The sequence below is a fragment of the Sutterella sp. genome (assembly GCF_030539355.1).
Taxonomy (GTDB): domain Bacteria; phylum Pseudomonadota; class Gammaproteobacteria; order Burkholderiales; family Burkholderiaceae_F; genus Sutterella.
Map to the genome: position 1 here is coordinate 31,488 of NZ_JAUNSF010000003.1, position 14,970 is coordinate 46,457.

General features: G+C 65.0%; 12 protein-coding genes. 6 read left to right on the forward strand and 6 right to left on the reverse strand.

All coding sequences use genetic code 11. From position 1 onward, the window contains the following. Both Q4F91_RS01275 and Q4F91_RS01280 read right to left on the reverse strand, forming a co-directional pair. Positions 1 to 616: Spy/CpxP family protein refolding chaperone (locus Q4F91_RS01275; protein WP_303333953.1), on the reverse strand; the 616-nt coding region annotated here is incomplete at its 3' end. A 321-nt stretch (positions 617 to 937) separates the two neighbouring features. Further along, entirely contained in the window at positions 938 to 2,752 is a 1,815-nt protein-coding gene (locus Q4F91_RS01280; RefSeq protein WP_303333954.1) for an aryl-sulfate sulfotransferase, read from the reverse strand. Positions 2,753 to 3,065: 313 nt separating this feature from the next. Here Q4F91_RS01280 and purB point away from each other — a divergent pair, with 313 nt between their 5' ends. Next, positions 3,066 to 4,433 carry an adenylosuccinate lyase gene (gene purB, locus Q4F91_RS01285; RefSeq protein ID WP_303333955.1) on the forward strand — a complete coding sequence of 456 codons (1,368 nt, stop codon included), beginning with the start codon at positions 3,066 to 3,068 and terminating at the stop codon, positions 4,431 to 4,433. A 109-nt stretch (positions 4,434 to 4,542) separates the two neighbouring features. On the opposite strand, the gene modC is transcribed toward purB, so the two are convergent. The 3 genes from modC to modA form a co-directional block, all read right to left on the reverse strand. Next, a complete protein-coding gene (gene modC, locus Q4F91_RS01290) occupies positions 4,543 to 5,643 on the reverse strand; it encodes a molybdenum ABC transporter ATP-binding protein (protein WP_303333956.1) in 1,101 nt (366 codons plus the stop codon). Between the two features lie 23 nt (positions 5,644 to 5,666). Next, positions 5,667 to 6,359: a molybdate ABC transporter permease subunit gene (gene modB / locus Q4F91_RS01295; protein ID WP_303333957.1), complete on the reverse strand. Its 693-nt coding sequence runs from the start codon at positions 6,357 to 6,359 to the stop codon at positions 5,667 to 5,669. 208 nt (positions 6,360 to 6,567) lie between these two features. Then, positions 6,568 to 7,332, reverse strand: a complete 765-nt coding sequence (modA, locus tag Q4F91_RS01300) for a molybdate ABC transporter substrate-binding protein (protein WP_303333958.1) — start codon at positions 7,330 to 7,332, stop codon at positions 6,568 to 6,570. 174 nt (positions 7,333 to 7,506) lie between these two features. Between modA and Q4F91_RS01305 the strand changes: the two genes are divergently transcribed. The 4 genes from Q4F91_RS01305 (at position 7,507) to Q4F91_RS01320 (ending at position 13,108) form a co-directional block, all read left to right on the forward strand. Continuing rightward, positions 7,507 to 8,307, forward strand: coding sequence for a TOBE domain-containing protein (locus Q4F91_RS01305; RefSeq protein WP_303333959.1), 801 nt, complete (start codon positions 7,507 to 7,509; stop codon positions 8,305 to 8,307). Between the two features lie 256 nt (positions 8,308 to 8,563). Continuing rightward, positions 8,564 to 9,154, forward strand: coding sequence for a NapC/NirT family cytochrome c (locus tag Q4F91_RS01310; RefSeq protein WP_303333960.1), 591 nt, complete (start codon positions 8,564 to 8,566; stop codon positions 9,152 to 9,154). 250 nt (positions 9,155 to 9,404) lie between these two features. Beyond that, positions 9,405 to 12,077, forward strand: a complete 2,673-nt coding sequence (gene pepN / locus Q4F91_RS01315) for an aminopeptidase N (RefSeq protein ID WP_303333961.1) — start codon at positions 9,405 to 9,407, stop codon at positions 12,075 to 12,077. A 29-nt stretch (positions 12,078 to 12,106) separates the two neighbouring features. Then, a complete protein-coding gene (locus Q4F91_RS01320) occupies positions 12,107 to 13,108 on the forward strand; it encodes a class 1 fructose-bisphosphatase (protein ID WP_303333962.1) in 1,002 nt (333 codons plus the stop codon). A 153-nt stretch (positions 13,109 to 13,261) separates the two neighbouring features. On the opposite strand, the gene Q4F91_RS01325 is transcribed toward Q4F91_RS01320, so the two are convergent. Further along, on the reverse strand, positions 13,262 to 13,831 hold the full coding sequence (locus Q4F91_RS01325; RefSeq protein ID WP_303333963.1) for a LapA family protein: 570 nt from the start codon (positions 13,829 to 13,831) through the stop codon (positions 13,262 to 13,264). Between the two features lie 150 nt (positions 13,832 to 13,981). Between Q4F91_RS01325 and upp the strand changes: the two genes are divergently transcribed. Then, entirely contained in the window at positions 13,982 to 14,632 is a 651-nt protein-coding gene (upp, locus tag Q4F91_RS01330) for a uracil phosphoribosyltransferase (protein WP_303333964.1), read from the forward strand. Positions 14,633 to 14,970 lie beyond the last annotated feature (338 nt).

Here is a 14,970-nt window from a genome sequence, read left to right on the forward strand (position 1 = left end):
AGCCGGGACCGAAGCCCTGCGGGCCGCTGGCGCGCGGACCGCGCTCAAAGCCCTGGGGACCCTGCGGGCCGTTGCCCTGGCAGCCCGGGCCGAAGCCCTGGGGGCCCATGCCGCGGTGATGCGGACCGAAGCCCTGCGGACCGCGGTCGTCACCGCCGCGCGGACCGCGCATGCCGTGGCCGCTGTGCTGCAGTTCGAAGCTCTCGAGCACGTACTTCTGCTCGGGCGAGAGGACCTTGCCGAGGTCAGCGCGGGCCTTGGCGACCTTGTCGAGGAGGTCGGCACGGACCTTCGCGACCTGGGCGCGGCGCTCAAGCTTCGTCTGGATGTCGACGGCGGGCTTGTCGAACTTCACGCTGTCGGGCATCACGTCAAGGGCGGAGCGGGCGTCGACGTAGGCCTTCCAGGCGGCCTGCTGCTCGGGCTTGAGCGTCAGGATGCGGGCCATGGCTTCCCAGCCGGCGGCGCGGAAGTCCTGAGCGGAGTAGCCGGCGGGCGGCTGCGGCTGGTCGCCGGCGGGGGCGCCGTGATGCCAGGGGGCGGCCATCGCAACGGTTCCGACGCAGAGCGCGCCGACGGTTGCGAGGGAGGCGATGATCTTGGTGCTCTTCTTCATTTGACTTACCTTTCTGAATTCCCTGCCGGACGGTCAAGGTTCTGAAGGATTCAGAACCGCTCCCCGCGTCCGGCCTTTGCCTTGTTGTTCCTCGGTTGTTCCCGATCGGGTTGATTGCAATTTAAAGCCGCCCGGCTGAGGACTTGCTTAGGGGTTCCCTCAATCTGCAAGGGAGTGTTTCAGCAGTGGGAATTCCGCTCTGCCTCAGGGACACCGGCCGGACTGCCCGAAGGCGCTCCCGGGCTTGAAAGCCCGGGAAAACGCTCGAATTTCCACGGTTTCTCCCCCTGACGGCTCCCGCCCGCCGGGGTGACAGCTTTTTTACGGATTGAAGGATTTGCCGAGATCGATCGGCAGCGCGCGGTAGCCGAACGAATCGCGGATGCGCATCTCGAAGACCGGTTCCTTCTCGCCGCGGCGGAACTCGTTCAGAACAGGATTGACGCCCTTGCCGCTCTGCACGTCGATCGAGGCCCAGTAGACGACGAGGGAGTCCTTGTCGGCGCCGTACTCCACCGACGAGGTGATCGCGCTGTAGAGCTCGTGACCGCGCTCCTTGCCGTATTCCCAGATCTGCTGAACCGTGCCCTTCTTCTCGTCGATGCGGTACATCACCGCGCGGCTGTACTTCTCGTCGACGAGCACGGGCTGGGTGAAGCCGCGGCCGTCGCCGTTGTCAAAGACCGTCACGACCGAGACGCCGGGCTCGGAGAGCTCGTCGACCTTCCAGCCGGTGTGCTGCGTCCAGGTCCAGTCGAAGTCACCCTCGCAGCGGCCGATGCGGCAGGGGATGGGGTTGCCCGAGGCGTCGACCGGGGTGAGCACCTTGTCGCGGAGCTTGCCCTGCCAGCCGTTCGGCGCGCCGAGGATCCACTTCACCTCCTTGTCGCGGCCGATCTTGATCACGGCCGACTGATGGCGGGAGCTGATGATGATCGAGTCGTCCGCGGCGTCGTAGTCGACCGAATTGACGTGCGCCCAGTTGCGCCCGACGCCCGTGCCCGCGATGTCGCCGAAGGCGGCCCGGGCCTCGAGCCGGGCGAGCTGCTCGGCCGAGATGGTCTTGCCGGTCTGCTCGAGGTCGACGTTGAGACACACCGCGCCCTGGTCGATCGACTTGATCACGATGCTGCGGTTCGGGTCGAGGATCTCGAAGAGACGCCAGTCGTCAATCACGCGGCCGCTCGCATCGACCTCGGCGATCACGTCGCGCACCGTGTGGATGTGCGAGCCGTCGGCGCGCTTCAGGTCAGCGGCGGCGACGCGCAGGAAATAGTGTCCGTCGGGGCCCGGGGCCATCGCGTGGCTGAAGTCCGCGTAGCCCTCGGGCAGCCTGCGGTTGAAGATCTCGCGGCCCATCAGGTCGTACTTCGCGTAGCGCTGGCCGTAGGCCCAGGAGAGCGCGCCGTCCTCGTTCTGATGGAAGCCCATCATGATGCCGGCCTGATAAATGCTCCTCGGGTCATAGATCTTCGAGGGCTGTAGGTACCAGCGCACCTCGCCGCGGGTGTCGACGATCGCGTTCTGCGGGTAGTAGTTCCACTCGAGGGCACCGCCCGCGGGGTTGTTCCACACGACGCGGCTGCCCTTGGGCGACTCCTGCCCGAGGTTGTTGATGAAATAGAGGCGGTCGCCGAACCCTTCGGCGGGGGCCTTCACGATCTCCGTCTCGAAGGTCTTCACCGGACGGTCGTGGGCTCCCCAGTAGGGCTCGAGGTAGACGGGCGGCGTGAAGATGCTGTAGGTCTCGCTCCCGTCGACCGTCTCGCCGGCTGCGGTCTTCTTCGTCCACGTGACCTCGACCTTGTTCAGGTAATCCGGATAGAGGCCGAAGACGGGGATGCCGCCGTGGGTGCGCAGCGTGACGGGTCCCACGTCGTAGGCGATCTCCTGGCCGCCCTCCTTCGGCACGACGCGCACGTGCGCCTTCGTGATCACCTCGCCGCCGTTTCTGATGACAGCCGTGAGCGGGGCGATGTCGTAGGGGTTGATGACGAGTTCGCCGAGCTCGCCCTGCTTCTTCAACTTCACGGCGTTGCCGCTCGGGCCGCCGACGGCAAGCGCCGCGGGCGGGGCCGAGAGAATGAGCGCCGCGGCGACGGCGCAGGCGAGACGGGAGAGATTTCGGGCGGACATGGCGGAGATCCCTTGAAATTTAGAAAAAGGGGACGCGTGCCCCTGCCGCGTCATGGGGCTCGGCCCTCTGGCGCGGAAAACGAGGCGCGGCAGGCAATTTGTCCAATTATCCGCGCCGAGTCTTCGGTGAACCTGAAGCCAATCTGAGGGGCTCCCGCAGGCTCAGAAGCCCCCGGCGGTGCTCTAAAATTGCGGCACCAGACAATTTGACCGACCCCTTGAGCGGCACCCGGCGAAAGGCCGGATGACACCGCACGGGCGCGGTTGTTCGCTTTTTTCTTTTCCACCTTTAATCACGAGGCACCGCTAGACCATGGCGCTCAATCCCCTCACCGCTCTTTCCCCGATCGACGGCCGCTACAGCCGCCAGTGCGACCCCCTGCGCGCGATCTTCTCCGAATACGCCTTCATGAACGCCCGCGTGCGCGTCGAGGTCGAGTGGCTCATCGCCCTCTCCGAGGCCGGCTTCGCGGAGCTCCCCCACCTCTCCGACCACGGCAAGGCGTTCCTGCGCGACCTCGCCGAGAACTTCTCGCTAGAGGACTGCGAGGCCGTCAAGGAGATCGAGAAGACCACGAACCACGACGTGAAGGCCGTCGAGTACTGGATCAAGGGCCAGGTCGCCCATGACGAGGAACTCAAGAGCGCCGCCGAGTTCGTCCACTTCGCCTGCACCTCCGAGGACATCAACAACACGAGCCATGCGCTCATGCTGATGCGCGGCCGCGCCGAGCTCGTGAAGTTCCTCCGCAAGCTCCACGGCATCATCGCCGGCTACGCCCACCAGTGGGCCGACATCTCGATGCTCTCGCGTACGCACGGCCAGACCGCCTCGCCCACGACCGTCGGCAAGGAGTTCGCCAACGTCGCCGTCCGCCTCGAGCGCGTCATCAACGCGATCGAGTCCGTGAAGATCTACGCCAAGATGAACGGCGCCGTGGGCAACTTCAACGCCCACCTGATCGCCTACCCGGACTTCGACTGGGAGAGCTTCTCGAAGAAGGTCGTCGAGGAACGCCTCGGCGCCGTCTTCAACACGCACACGATCCAGATCGAGCCGCACGACTACATGGCCGAGCTCTTCCACGAGATCGAGCGCGCCAACACGATCCTCATCGACTTCGACCGCGACGTGTGGGGCTACATCTCCATGCACTTCTTCCGCCAGAAGCTGAAGGAAGGCGAGGTCGGCTCCTCGACCATGCCGCACAAGGTCAACCCGATCGACTTCGAGAACTCCGAGGGCAACCTCGGCCTCGCCAACGCCGTCCTCGGCCACCTCGCCGGGAAGCTTCCGATCTCGCGCTGGCAGCGCGACCTCACGGACTCGACGGTGCTGCGCAACCTCGGCGTCGCCTTCGGCTACTGCTTCACGGGCTACAGCGCCCTCGAGCGCGGCCTCGGCAAGCTCCAGGTCAACGAGGCGATGATCGCCCGCGACCTCGACGCGGCCTGGGAGGTTCTCGCCGAGGCCGTCCAGACGGTGATGCGCCGCTACGGCGTGCCGCACCCGTACGAGCAGCTGAAGGCCCTCACCCGCGGCAAGGACGGCATCAACGAGGAGACGATGCGCACCTTCATCGCCGGCCTTGAGATCCCCGAGGACGCCAAGCAGCGCCTCCTCGAGCTCACCCCCGCCACCTACATCGGCAAGGCCCGCGAGCTCGCCCGCCGCTGCTGATCAAGTCAGTGAGGAAGGCCTGCGGGCCTTCCCCGCCGCACTCCAATGAAAATGGCGCCTCTGAATCACTCAGGGCGCCATTTCCTTCTGGACGATCCGGTTCAGGCCGTCAGACGATCACGGCGGTCGCCTTGACGAGCGCCCAGACGGGCTTGCCCGGCGCGAGCTGAAGCTCCGCGGCGGACTCGCGCAGGATGCGCGCGAGGATCTCGCCCTCGCCTTCGCGGGCCGCGAGCTTGACGATCTGGTACGCCCCCTCGGGACCGGTCTCGGCACCGAGTTCGACGACCGTGGCCGGGAGGCAGTTGCGGATCGAAACGTCGCGCGGCTTCTCGAGCGACACGCTCACGTCGCGCGAGAGCATGCGCATGCGGACCTCGTCGCCCACCTTGAGGCCGGAGGCGACCGCATCGACCACCCAGCCGCCCGTGCGGATGAGCGCGGACTTCCACTCGGTCGAGACGCTCTCGACCCTGCCCTTGAGCACCACGGAGGAGCCGTACGCGGTCTCGACCGGGACCTTCACGTTGCCGAGCACCTCGGCGAGCGGGCCGGCGGCGCGGACCTTGCCGTCCTGCATGACGATCAGCTCGTCGGCAAGACGCGCCATCTCGTCGGCGGAGTGCGTGACGTAGAGAATCGGGATCTGCAGCTCGCTGCGCAGCTTCTCGAGCCAGGGCAGGATCTCGCGCTTTCTCGCGTAGTCGAGCGCCGCGAGCGGCTCGTCCATGAGCAGGATGTCCGGCGTGAGGCAGAGCGCGCGGGCGATGGCGCAGCGCTGGCGCTCGCCGCCCGAGAGCTCGGAAACGCGGCGCTTGAGCAGATGCCTGATGCCGAGGAGCTCCACGGCCTTGGCGAGGCGTCCCTTGCCGTCCTCGACCTTCGTGCGCTCGAGGCCGAACGTGAGGTTCTTCTCGACGTTGAGGTGCGCGAAGAGGCTCGCCTCCTGGAAGACATAGCCAAGGCTGCGCTCATAGGTCGGCAGGAAAATCTTCTTCTCGTCGTCCTGCCAGACGTTGCCGCCGATCACGACGCGGCCGACCGCGCGCTCGAGGCCCGCGACGCAGCGCAGCACCGTGGTCTTGCCGCAGCCCGAGGGCCCGAAGAGCACCGTGATGCCCGAGCTCGGGACGCGCACGTCCGCCTCAAGCGTGAAGCCCGTGCTGCGGGCGAGCGTGAGACGAACCTCTCCGAAATGATGTTCCGTCATTTTTCTTTTCTCCTCGGAAAGGGTCAGCGCGCGGCGCGCTTGTTGAGCACGTTGAGGCTCATGAGCACGATGAAGCTGAAGATGAGCATGCCGCCGGCGAGCACGTGGGCCTTCTCGTACTCCATCGCCTCGACGTGGGTGTAGATCTCGGTCGAGACGACCTGGGTCTGGTCGGGAATGTTGCCGCCGATCATCAGCACGACGCCGAACTCGCCGATCGTGTGGGCGAAGGTCATCAGGATGCCGGTGACGATGCCCGCGCGGGCGAGCGGCATCACGACGTGGATGAAGGCGTCAAAGGGGCGGCAGCGCAGGGTCGCCGCGACCTCCATCGGACGCGGGCCGATGCCCTCGAAGGCCGTCACGAGCGGCTGCACCATGAAGGGCATGGAGTAGACCACGGAGCCGATCACCAGGCCGGAGAAGCTGAAGTTGAGCACGCCGAGGCCGAGCGCCTCGGTGAGCATGCCGAGCGGGCCGTGGGGACCGAGGGCGACGAGGATGTAGAAACCGAGCACCGAGGGCGGCAGCACGAGCGGCAGCGTGACGATGGCGTTCACGGCCGGGCACCAGCGGCTCTCGCCGCGGGCGAGCCACCAGGAGAGCGGCAGGCCGATCACGAGGAGCACGCAGGTCGTGACGGCCGCAAGTTCGAGCGAGAGCTGAACCGGCGCGAACGAAATGCCGTCGATGAGTTCGAGAAACTGTTCCAGCATGGCTGAGACTCGCGGGAAAGGAGGGAAACCGGTCAGCACGGAGGCCCTGGGAAAGCGCCCCCCTGAAACCGAAAAAACCGGAGAGAACTCAAGAGTTCCCTCCGGAAGCAAAGGCGTCCGTCTCAAGAACGCGTTTTGATCTTTTCATCCCTCTCCCCGGAGCATGTCGTATTCACGGATCATGCTCCGGAACGGGGAGACGGGGAAATTACTTGGCCGTGCCGTAGCCGTAGGCGTTACGAACGGCGGTGGCTTCCTTGCTGTTCTTCAGGAACTCGAGGAAGCGCTTCGCACCGGCGTTCTTCTCACCGGCCTTGAGGAGGACCGCGTCCTGCTTGATCACGCCATAGAGCTCCTGCGGGATGACATAGCCGGAGCCGGACGTGAACTTGCCGTCCTTGAAGCACTGCGAGAGGGCGATGAAGCCAGCTTCAGCGTTGTCGGACTTGACGAACTGGAGGGTCTTGCCGATGTTGCCGCCGATGACGGTCTTCGGGGCGACGGCATCCTTGAGGCCGAGGGACTCAAGCGCCTGGTAGGCGGCCTCGCCGTACGGGGCGAGCTTCGGGTCGGCGATGGCGACGTGCTTGACGGCCGGGTTGTTGATGACGGCGGCGACGTCATTCTTCACGAGGTTCGCGTCGGTCGACCAGAGGACGAGCTTGCCGATGGCATACGTGAAAGAGGTGCCCTCGACGCCGTAGCCTTCCTTGATGGCCTTGGCCGGGGTCTTGGCGTCAGCGGCGAGCAGGATGTCGAACGGAGCGCCGTTCTTGATCTGGGCGTAGAAGGCGCCCGTGGCACCGAAGGAAAGGATCACCTTGTCACCGGTGGCCTTCTCGTAAATCGGCGCGAGATCCTTGGCCGGGGCGGTGAAGTTGGCAGCGACCGCAACCTTGATTTCCTCGGCGCCGGCAGTAAAGGCGCAGCAGGCGATGACGGCGGCGGCAACGGCCGTAAGGGACTTCTTCATTCTTCCAAACTCCTTGGGATTGACGATCCGGCAACTTTCGGGCTCAGTGCCTCGTCGTAATAAAATCTGCCACTTGGGGCAGGATGTTCGTTATCCTTAAACAGAATAGCGAAGCCGATCGAAATCGGCAAGTCCCTTAAGAACTGTCCAGCCATACCTCTACGGGAGTAAACCATGAGTCAGCAGCCCGCGGATGCCAACCTTCTCGCCGGCATCCTCAGTGAACAGACCGACAAGCGCATCGACATCCTGCGCCGGATCGCTGACGTGGGCTCCATCTCCGAGGCCGCGCGCAGCGCGGGCGTGAGCTACAAGGCCGCCTGGCAGGCGATTGAGACGCTCTCGAACCTCGCCGGCAAGCCTCTCGTGGAGAAGGCCGTGGGCGGCGCGAAGGGCGGCGGCACGCGGCTCACCACCTCCGGCCAGCTCGTGCTTGACCTCGCCGACGAACTCAAGCGCGCCCGCCGCACGGTGCTCGACCGCTTTGCCCGCAAGCTCGCCGGCTCCGACGAGCCCACGAACGTCACGCAGATCGCCCGCATCTCCGCGGCGTCGCTCGCCACCTCCATGCGCAACCAGTTCCCCTGCACGATCGAGGTGATGAAGATCGGCTCGGCGCTCGTGAAGCTCATCCTGAGGCTCGACGACACACACCTGATCCGTGCGTCCATCACGAAGGAGTCCGCCCAGATCCTCGGCCTGCGCGAAGGCATGGAGGTGCTCGCGCTCGCGAAGGCCACCGCCGTCAACATCACCGCCGAGTTCCCGGTCGAGAAATCCGAGGAGCAGGAGAACTTCATCGTCGGCGAAGTGATACGCAGCGACCGCGCCAACAAGGGGGGCGAGTGCACGATCCAGCTGCCCTCGGGCATCGTGATCGTGGGCTTCGCGCGCGCGGGCCACGGACTGAAGCTCCACCAGAAGGCGGTCGCGTCGCTCCCCTCCTCCGTCATCGTCATCGCGCTGGCTCAGTGAGGGGCGTTCCGGCACTACTCAGTAAGGGGTATGTTCAGCTAGATCGAACGAATTCAGGTGGAAATCAATCCGTTTGATGCTTATCAAACCCTTAAGCCCCTGACTTACATTTAGATGCATATCATCATCATCGTGTGAAAATGGCACGCGAGTGCCACTTTTTTTCTTCAACTGACCCCGACTTCCGGTACAAGGCGCTCTGACGCCAATTCAACATTCACAGCCGGAAGCCGCCAGAAAAAGACAGGTTCCCAAAATGAAAAAAGACAGCCCCTGGTACCTCGCGCTGTGGTGCGTCGTCGGCATTGCCATCGGTATCGTGTTCGTCGGTGTGCTCACCTCTGTGGTGCACTGGGCCGGCACCGAGAAGTTCTGCGGTGAGTTCTGCCATGACATGACCGTCACCTACGAAGCCTACAAGAAGGGCGATCACTACCGCACCGACTCCGGCGTCACCGCCGGCTGCTCCGACTGCCACCTCAAGAACGAGTCCAACCACTTCGCGGGCCCGATCGACTACACCGCTCTGCTGATCGACAAGGCCATCGCCGGTTCGAAGTCGGCCTGGGGCTTCGTGCGCGGCACGATGAACACCCCGGAGAAGCAGGTCGAGAAGCGTGAGGAGATGGCCACGGCTGTCCACCAGCAGATGATCGACCGCAACTTCGCCACCTGCCGCGGCTGCCATGACGTCGAGCGCATGTACGATCCGAAGCGCCCGATCCTCGCCATGCTGCACAAGGGCATGGGCCCGAACGCCGAGAAGAAGGTTGACTGCCTCGCCTGCCATCCGACGGCCGGCCACAACTACGGCTACGTCATTCCGTTCAAGGCCGCTGCGAAGTAATCGCTCCCGCCTCTGACGAAAAGTCATCGAAAGATCCCGGACCGCCTCGAGCGGGCCGGGATTTTTCTTTGGCCGCCGCCCGAGTCCACTGAGTCTCTTTAGAATCGGACTGTTTGACAGATTCCGCTCCGCTCTCCGCGGCCCCTGAGGAAGTGCGGCCGTTCATCCCTGTGCACCCCTGCACCCGGAGGAACGTGCATGCTTGCCCTCGGCCGCGAGCCCGGACCTTTTTGAGGAAAAGCATTCATCCATGGCAAAGACCATTCACCGCGGCGACTACAGGGCGCCCACCCATCTCATCGACACGATCCGCCTCGAGTTTGACCTTGACGCCGAGACCACGAAGGTAAAGAGCGTCATGGAGGTGCGCCCGAACCCCGACTCCGCCGAGCAGGGCGCCGCGCTCTTCCTGAACGGCGAGGACATCGAGCTCGTCAGCGTCTCGCTCAACGGACGCAAGCTCACCTCGGGCGAATACCGCATCGACAAGACGGGCCTCTACATCCCGGGCATCCGCAGCGAAGCGCAGATCGAGATCGAGAACACCTTCAGCCCCAAGGCCAACACCGAGCTCTCGGGCATCTACTCCTCGGGCGAGAACCTGATGAGCCAGTGCGAGAGCCAGGGCTTCCGCCGCATCACCTTCTTCGAGGACCGTCCGGACGTTCTGTCGCGCTACACGACCGTCGTGCGCGGGGCGATCGACACCTACCCGGTGATGCTCTCGAACGGCAACCAGACGCTCGAGCGCACGCTCGAGGACGGCCGCCGCGAGCTCACCTTCGTCGATCCCTTCCCGAAGCCCTGCTACCTCTTCGCGCTCGTCGCGGGCAAGCTCGTCTGCCGCGCCTCGAAGTTCGACCTCAAGGACGGCCGCACCGTGGACCTCTCGGTCTGGGTTGACCCGCAGGACATCGACAAGACCGAGCACACGCTCGAGAGCCTGAAGCGCGCCATCCGCTGGGACGAGGAGCGCTGGGGGCTCGAGCTCGACCTCAAGGACTTCAAGATCGTCGCGACGAACGACTTCAACTTCGGCGCGATGGAGAACAAGGGCCTCAACGTCTTCAACTCCCGCTGCGCCCTCGCCAACCCCGCCGTGGCGACCGATGACGACTACCTGCGCATCGAGGGCGTCGTCGGCCACGAGTACTTCCACAACTGGACGGGCGACCGCGTCACGCTGCGCGACTGGTTCCAGCTCACCCTGAAGGAGGGCCTCACCGTCTTCCGCGACCAGGAGTTCTCGGCCGACATGCTAGGCGCCCCGTCGGCGCGCGCCGTCCAGCGCATCCGCGACGTCAATGTGCTCCGGACCGCGCAGTTCCTCGAGGACGCGGGCCCCATGGCGCATCCGATCCGCCCGGACAGCTACCAGAACATCAACAACTTCTACACGGTGACCGTCTACGAGAAGGGCGCCGAGGTGATCCGCATGCTGCAGACGCTCCTCGGCCGCGAGGTCTTCCGCAAGGGGTTCGATCTCTACATCCAGCAGAACGACGGCCACGCGGTCACCTGCGAGGCCTTCCTCTCGGCGATGGCCGAGGCGAGCGGCCGCGACCTCTCGCAGTTCGCCAACTGGTACTCGCAGTCGGGCACGCCGCGCGTCACGGTGCGCTCCGTCTGGGACGACGACAACCACCGCCTCACTCTCACCGCCACGCAGGCCACGCCCGCCACGCCGGGCCAGCCCGTCAAGAAGCCCTTCCTCATTCCCTTCCCCGTCGCTTTCCTCGACAGGAACGGCAAGGAGATGCCCGTGCAGCTCGCCGAGGAGGACGAGGCGCCGCTCGCCGGAACGCGCATGTTCGAGCTTGACCGCGAGAAGTGCGAATGGGTCTTCGGGGGGCTCGCCGAGCGCCCCGTGCTCTCGCTCAACCGCGGCTTCGCGGCCCCGGTGATCCTCGACGCCGGCCAGACGATCGATGACCGCGCCTTCCTCGCCGCCTTCGACCCGGATCCCTTCAACCGCTGGGACGCAATGAACCGCCTCCTCATCGACGCGGTCCATGAGCAGACCCGGGCGCGGCTCCTGCACCAGAGCGTCGACGTGAACCCGCTCGTGACGAACGCCGCCGGCCAGATCCTGCGCGACGAGACGCTCTCGCCCGCCTTCAAGGCCGTCGCCCTCGCGATGCCGAGCGAGAAGCTCATCGCCGAGGAGGATCCCCTCATCGATCCGCACGCCGTGCACGCCGCCTGGCTTGCCGTGCGCCTCGCCGTCGCCGAGAAGAACCTCAATGCCCTCCTCGAGGCCGCCCAGAGCAACGCGGTCGACGGCCCCTACGAGCCCACGCCCGAGAAGGCCGGCCGCAGGGCGCTGCGCAACCTCGCGCTCGGCTACGCCCATGCCGCGGGCAACCCGCGTGCGGCGATCATGATCAAGGAGCAGTTCCAGCAGGCGAACAACCTCACGGACCGCCTTGCGTCGCTGCGCATGATGTGCAATTCCCAGACGCCCGCGAAGCAGGACATGGAGCTCGAGACGCTCAAGGAATGGCACGACCAGCCGCTTCTCATCAACAAGTGGCTCGCGATCCAGGCCACCGCGCCCTCCTTCCCCGGCGAGACGCCCGTGATCGAGCGCGTCCGCCAGCTCATGCAGTGCGAGTTCTTCTCGATCCGCAATCCGAACAACGTCTACTCGCTGCTCATCCCGTTCTTCCAGCAGAACCCGTCCGAGTTCCATCAGCCCGACGGCTCGGGCTATGCGTTCTGGGCCGAGACGGTGCTTGAGCTCAACGCCATCAACGCGCAGGTCGCCTCCCGCGTCGCCCGGTCGCTCGACAACTGGCGCCGCTTCACGCCCGCGCTCGCCGAGAAAATGCACGCGGCCCTCGAGTCGGTCGCGGCGAAGAAGAGCGAGCTTTCGCCCAACGTCGCCGAGATCATCGAGAAGGCCCTGTCGAGCCCCCTCTAACCCCCGACCACCCACAAGGAACTTTTCCCGTGACTTCGCTTTCACTTCAGGAATATCTCTCGCGCGAGGAAGCCCTCGCCGGGTCCGACCCCGTTCTTTCCCGTCTCCTCGTCGGCATCTCCGAGGCCTGCAAGGAGATCAGCGCCAAGGTGCGTGAGGGCGCCCTCGCCGGTGTGCTCGGTCTCGCCGGCAGCGCCAACGTCCAGGGCGAGGACCAGAAGAAGCTCGACATCATCTCGAACGACATCTTCGTCGAGGCCGTCGCCCGCACGGGCGCCGTCTGCGGCATGGTGAGCGAGGAGGTTCCCGAGCCGATCGCCGTTCCCGACGAATATGCGATCGGGCCCTATCTCGCCTGCTTCGACCCGCTCGACGGCTCGAGCAACATCGACATCAACGTCTCGATCGGCTCGATCTTCGCGATCCAGCCCGCCGGCCGTCCGAAGCGCCAGCCCGCCGAAGGCGACTTCCTCATCCCGGGCCGCAGCCTCGTCGCAGCCGGCTACTGCATGTACGGTCCGCAGACGATCCTCGCGCTCACGCTCGGCCGCGGCGTCGTGCTCTTCACGCTCGATGACGTGACGGGCACCTTCCGTCTCACGGCCGAGAACGTCCGCGTCGACCGCGAGGCCGCCGAGTTCGCCATCAACATGAGCAACGAGCGCTTCTGGGAAGCCCCCGTGAAGCGCTACATCTCCGAGCTCCTCGCCGGCAAGGACGGCCCGCGCGGCAAGAACTACAACATGCGCTGGGTTGCGGCGATGGTCGCCGAGGTGCACCGCATCCTCATGCGCGGCGGCATCTTCATGTACCCGAAGGACGCCCGCAATCCCTCGCGCCCGGGCAAGCTCCGTCTTCTCTACGAAGCCAACCCGATGTCGATGCTCATGGAGAACGCCGGCGGCGCCGCCACGAACGGCCATCAGGCCATCCGTGACATCGTCCCGCAGGGCATCCATGAGCGCGTCGCGGTCTTCCTCGGCGCCGCCGAGGAGGTCGAGCTCGTGACCGGCTACCACAAGGAAGCCTGATCAGAGCCTCCCAGACATCACCGCGGCCCCTCAGGGGACCGCGGTGAAACCCGCTGACAGCAGAAAGCCCCGGGTCGTCAAGACTGCGGGGCTTCCTTTTGCGGTCCGGCGGAAAAACCGGCCGGACCTCACGGTGAAGGACTTCGAGGCCGATCAGAAGAGATCGCCGAAGAGCTCCTTCTTCTTCTTCTCGTCCTTGATCTCGCCTTCGCTCGCGGGCAGGACGTCGGAGACCTTCTTGTCGATGTTGAGGAGGCGCTCGGAAACGGCGTTCTGCGTGGCCGCCTGCTCCTCCTTCATCTGGTCGCGCAGCAGCGCGATCTCGCGGTCAGCGGCGTCGCCGCGCTCGCGGATGAGCTTCTCGACCTCGTCGGTCTTGGCGACGATGAGAGCCTCGAGCTGGTCAAGGCGGGCCTTGACCTCGCGGCCGAGCTCGGTGACGCGGCTCTTGTCGGCCTCGTCAGCGGCCTGGCGGGCGGCGCGGGTGTCCTTGTGGGCCTGGCGGATCTCCATGACGACGCTCGCCTGCTGGAAGATCGTGTAGAGCATCATGATCAGCACGACGACGGCGAAGGCGCCGACGACGATGACGCCGAGCGGGGCCTGGATCTCCTCGACCACAAGATTCACGGTCGTGACCTGCGAGAGGGCCGACCAGTTGATGATGAGGAACACTGCGAGAAGCACCAGGATGAGCATCAGGAAAAGGGTGCGCAGCTTCACTTTTGACTCCAGTGAGGGGTGAGGAATTCGGGCGGGCTTCAGAGCCCGGTGGGCAGAATCTTATAATACCCGTTCGAGATTCGGACAACCGATGCCGCAGGGCACCGGCGGGTCCCCTTTTTGAATTTTTCGCGTCAGAGAGAGTTGAAAATGAAGACTGATCCCCGTTTCCCGAGCCTGCACATCGTTGACCATCCCCTTGTGCAGCACAAGCTCTCTCTGATGCGTGACAAGCGCACGAGCACGCGCGACTTCCGCGAGCTCCTGAACGAGCTCTCGATGCTCATGGGCTACGAGCTCACGCGCGACTTCCCTGTCTCCCTCGAGGAGATCGAGACCCCGGTCGCCCACTGCTGGACGCCGATGCTTTCGGGCAAGAAGTGCGTGATCGTCCCGGTGCTCCGCGCCGGCCTCGGCATGTCCGAGGGTCTGCTCACGCTCATGCCGTCGGCGCGCGTCGGCCACATCGGCCTCTACCGCGACGAGAACCACCGCCCGGTCGAGTACCTCGTGAAACTGCCCGCCCAGCTCGAGGGCCGCACCTTCATCGTCGTGGACCCGATGGTCGCGACGGGCTACTCCGGCGCCCACGCCGTTGACGTCCTCAAGAAGCGCGGCGTCCCGGGCGACCAGATCCGCTTCATGTCGCTCGTCTGCGCCCCCGAGGGCGTGGAGGTCTTCACGCGTCTGCACCCCGACGTGGCGCTCTACACCGCTGCGCTCGACGAGCGTCTCAACGAACACGCCTACATCGTCCCGGGCCTCGGCGACGCCGGCGACCGCATCTTCGGCACGAAGTAATTTTTGAGCGGAATCACCGCATCCGCCCGGATCAGAAGCGCGTCCTCCCACGCCGGGAGCGGCGCGCTTTTTCTATGGCAGAACAGACGGAATTCTTTTGAACACGAAATTCGAGGGTAAACCCTAGGATTAAGTTCCAGGTAAGCCAGAAACGCAGTTTTTCATACGTGTTTATGCGTAGTTTTGAGCCCCGTGCCAATTCATACCCCGTCCCCGGGCCTCGAAAACTTTGACAATTGTCAAAAAACTGTAACGCGCTCTGAAGCATCATTCGCTCGTCAAGATTTTTTTCGTTTCCTGCGCCCTGAAGTCTCTTCGGGCTCCGGAAGCCCTCTTCT

Bases quoted from the DNA above. Each gene is read 5' to 3' on its own strand.
- Q4F91_RS01280 (WP_303333954.1), bottom strand. From the start codon at position 2,752: ATGTCCGCCCGAAATCTCTCCCGTCTCGCCTGCGCCGTCGCCGCGGCG.
- purB (WP_303333955.1), top strand. From the start codon at position 3,066: ATGGCGCTCAATCCCCTCACCGCTCTTTCCCCGATCGACGGCCGCTAC.
- modC (WP_303333956.1), bottom strand. From the start codon at position 5,643: ATGACGGAACATCATTTCGGAGAGGTTCGTCTCACGCTCGCCCGCAGC.
- modB (WP_303333957.1), bottom strand. From the start codon at position 6,359: ATGCTGGAACAGTTTCTCGAACTCATCGACGGCATTTCGTTCGCGCCG.
- modA (WP_303333958.1), bottom strand. From the start codon at position 7,332: ATGAAGAAGTCCCTTACGGCCGTTGCCGCCGCCGTCATCGCCTGCTGC.
- Q4F91_RS01305 (WP_303333959.1), top strand. From the start codon at position 7,507: ATGAGTCAGCAGCCCGCGGATGCCAACCTTCTCGCCGGCATCCTCAGT.
- Q4F91_RS01310 (WP_303333960.1), top strand. From the start codon at position 8,564: ATGAAAAAAGACAGCCCCTGGTACCTCGCGCTGTGGTGCGTCGTCGGC.
- pepN (WP_303333961.1), top strand. From the start codon at position 9,405: ATGGCAAAGACCATTCACCGCGGCGACTACAGGGCGCCCACCCATCTC.
- upp (WP_303333964.1), top strand. From the start codon at position 13,982: ATGAAGACTGATCCCCGTTTCCCGAGCCTGCACATCGTTGACCATCCC.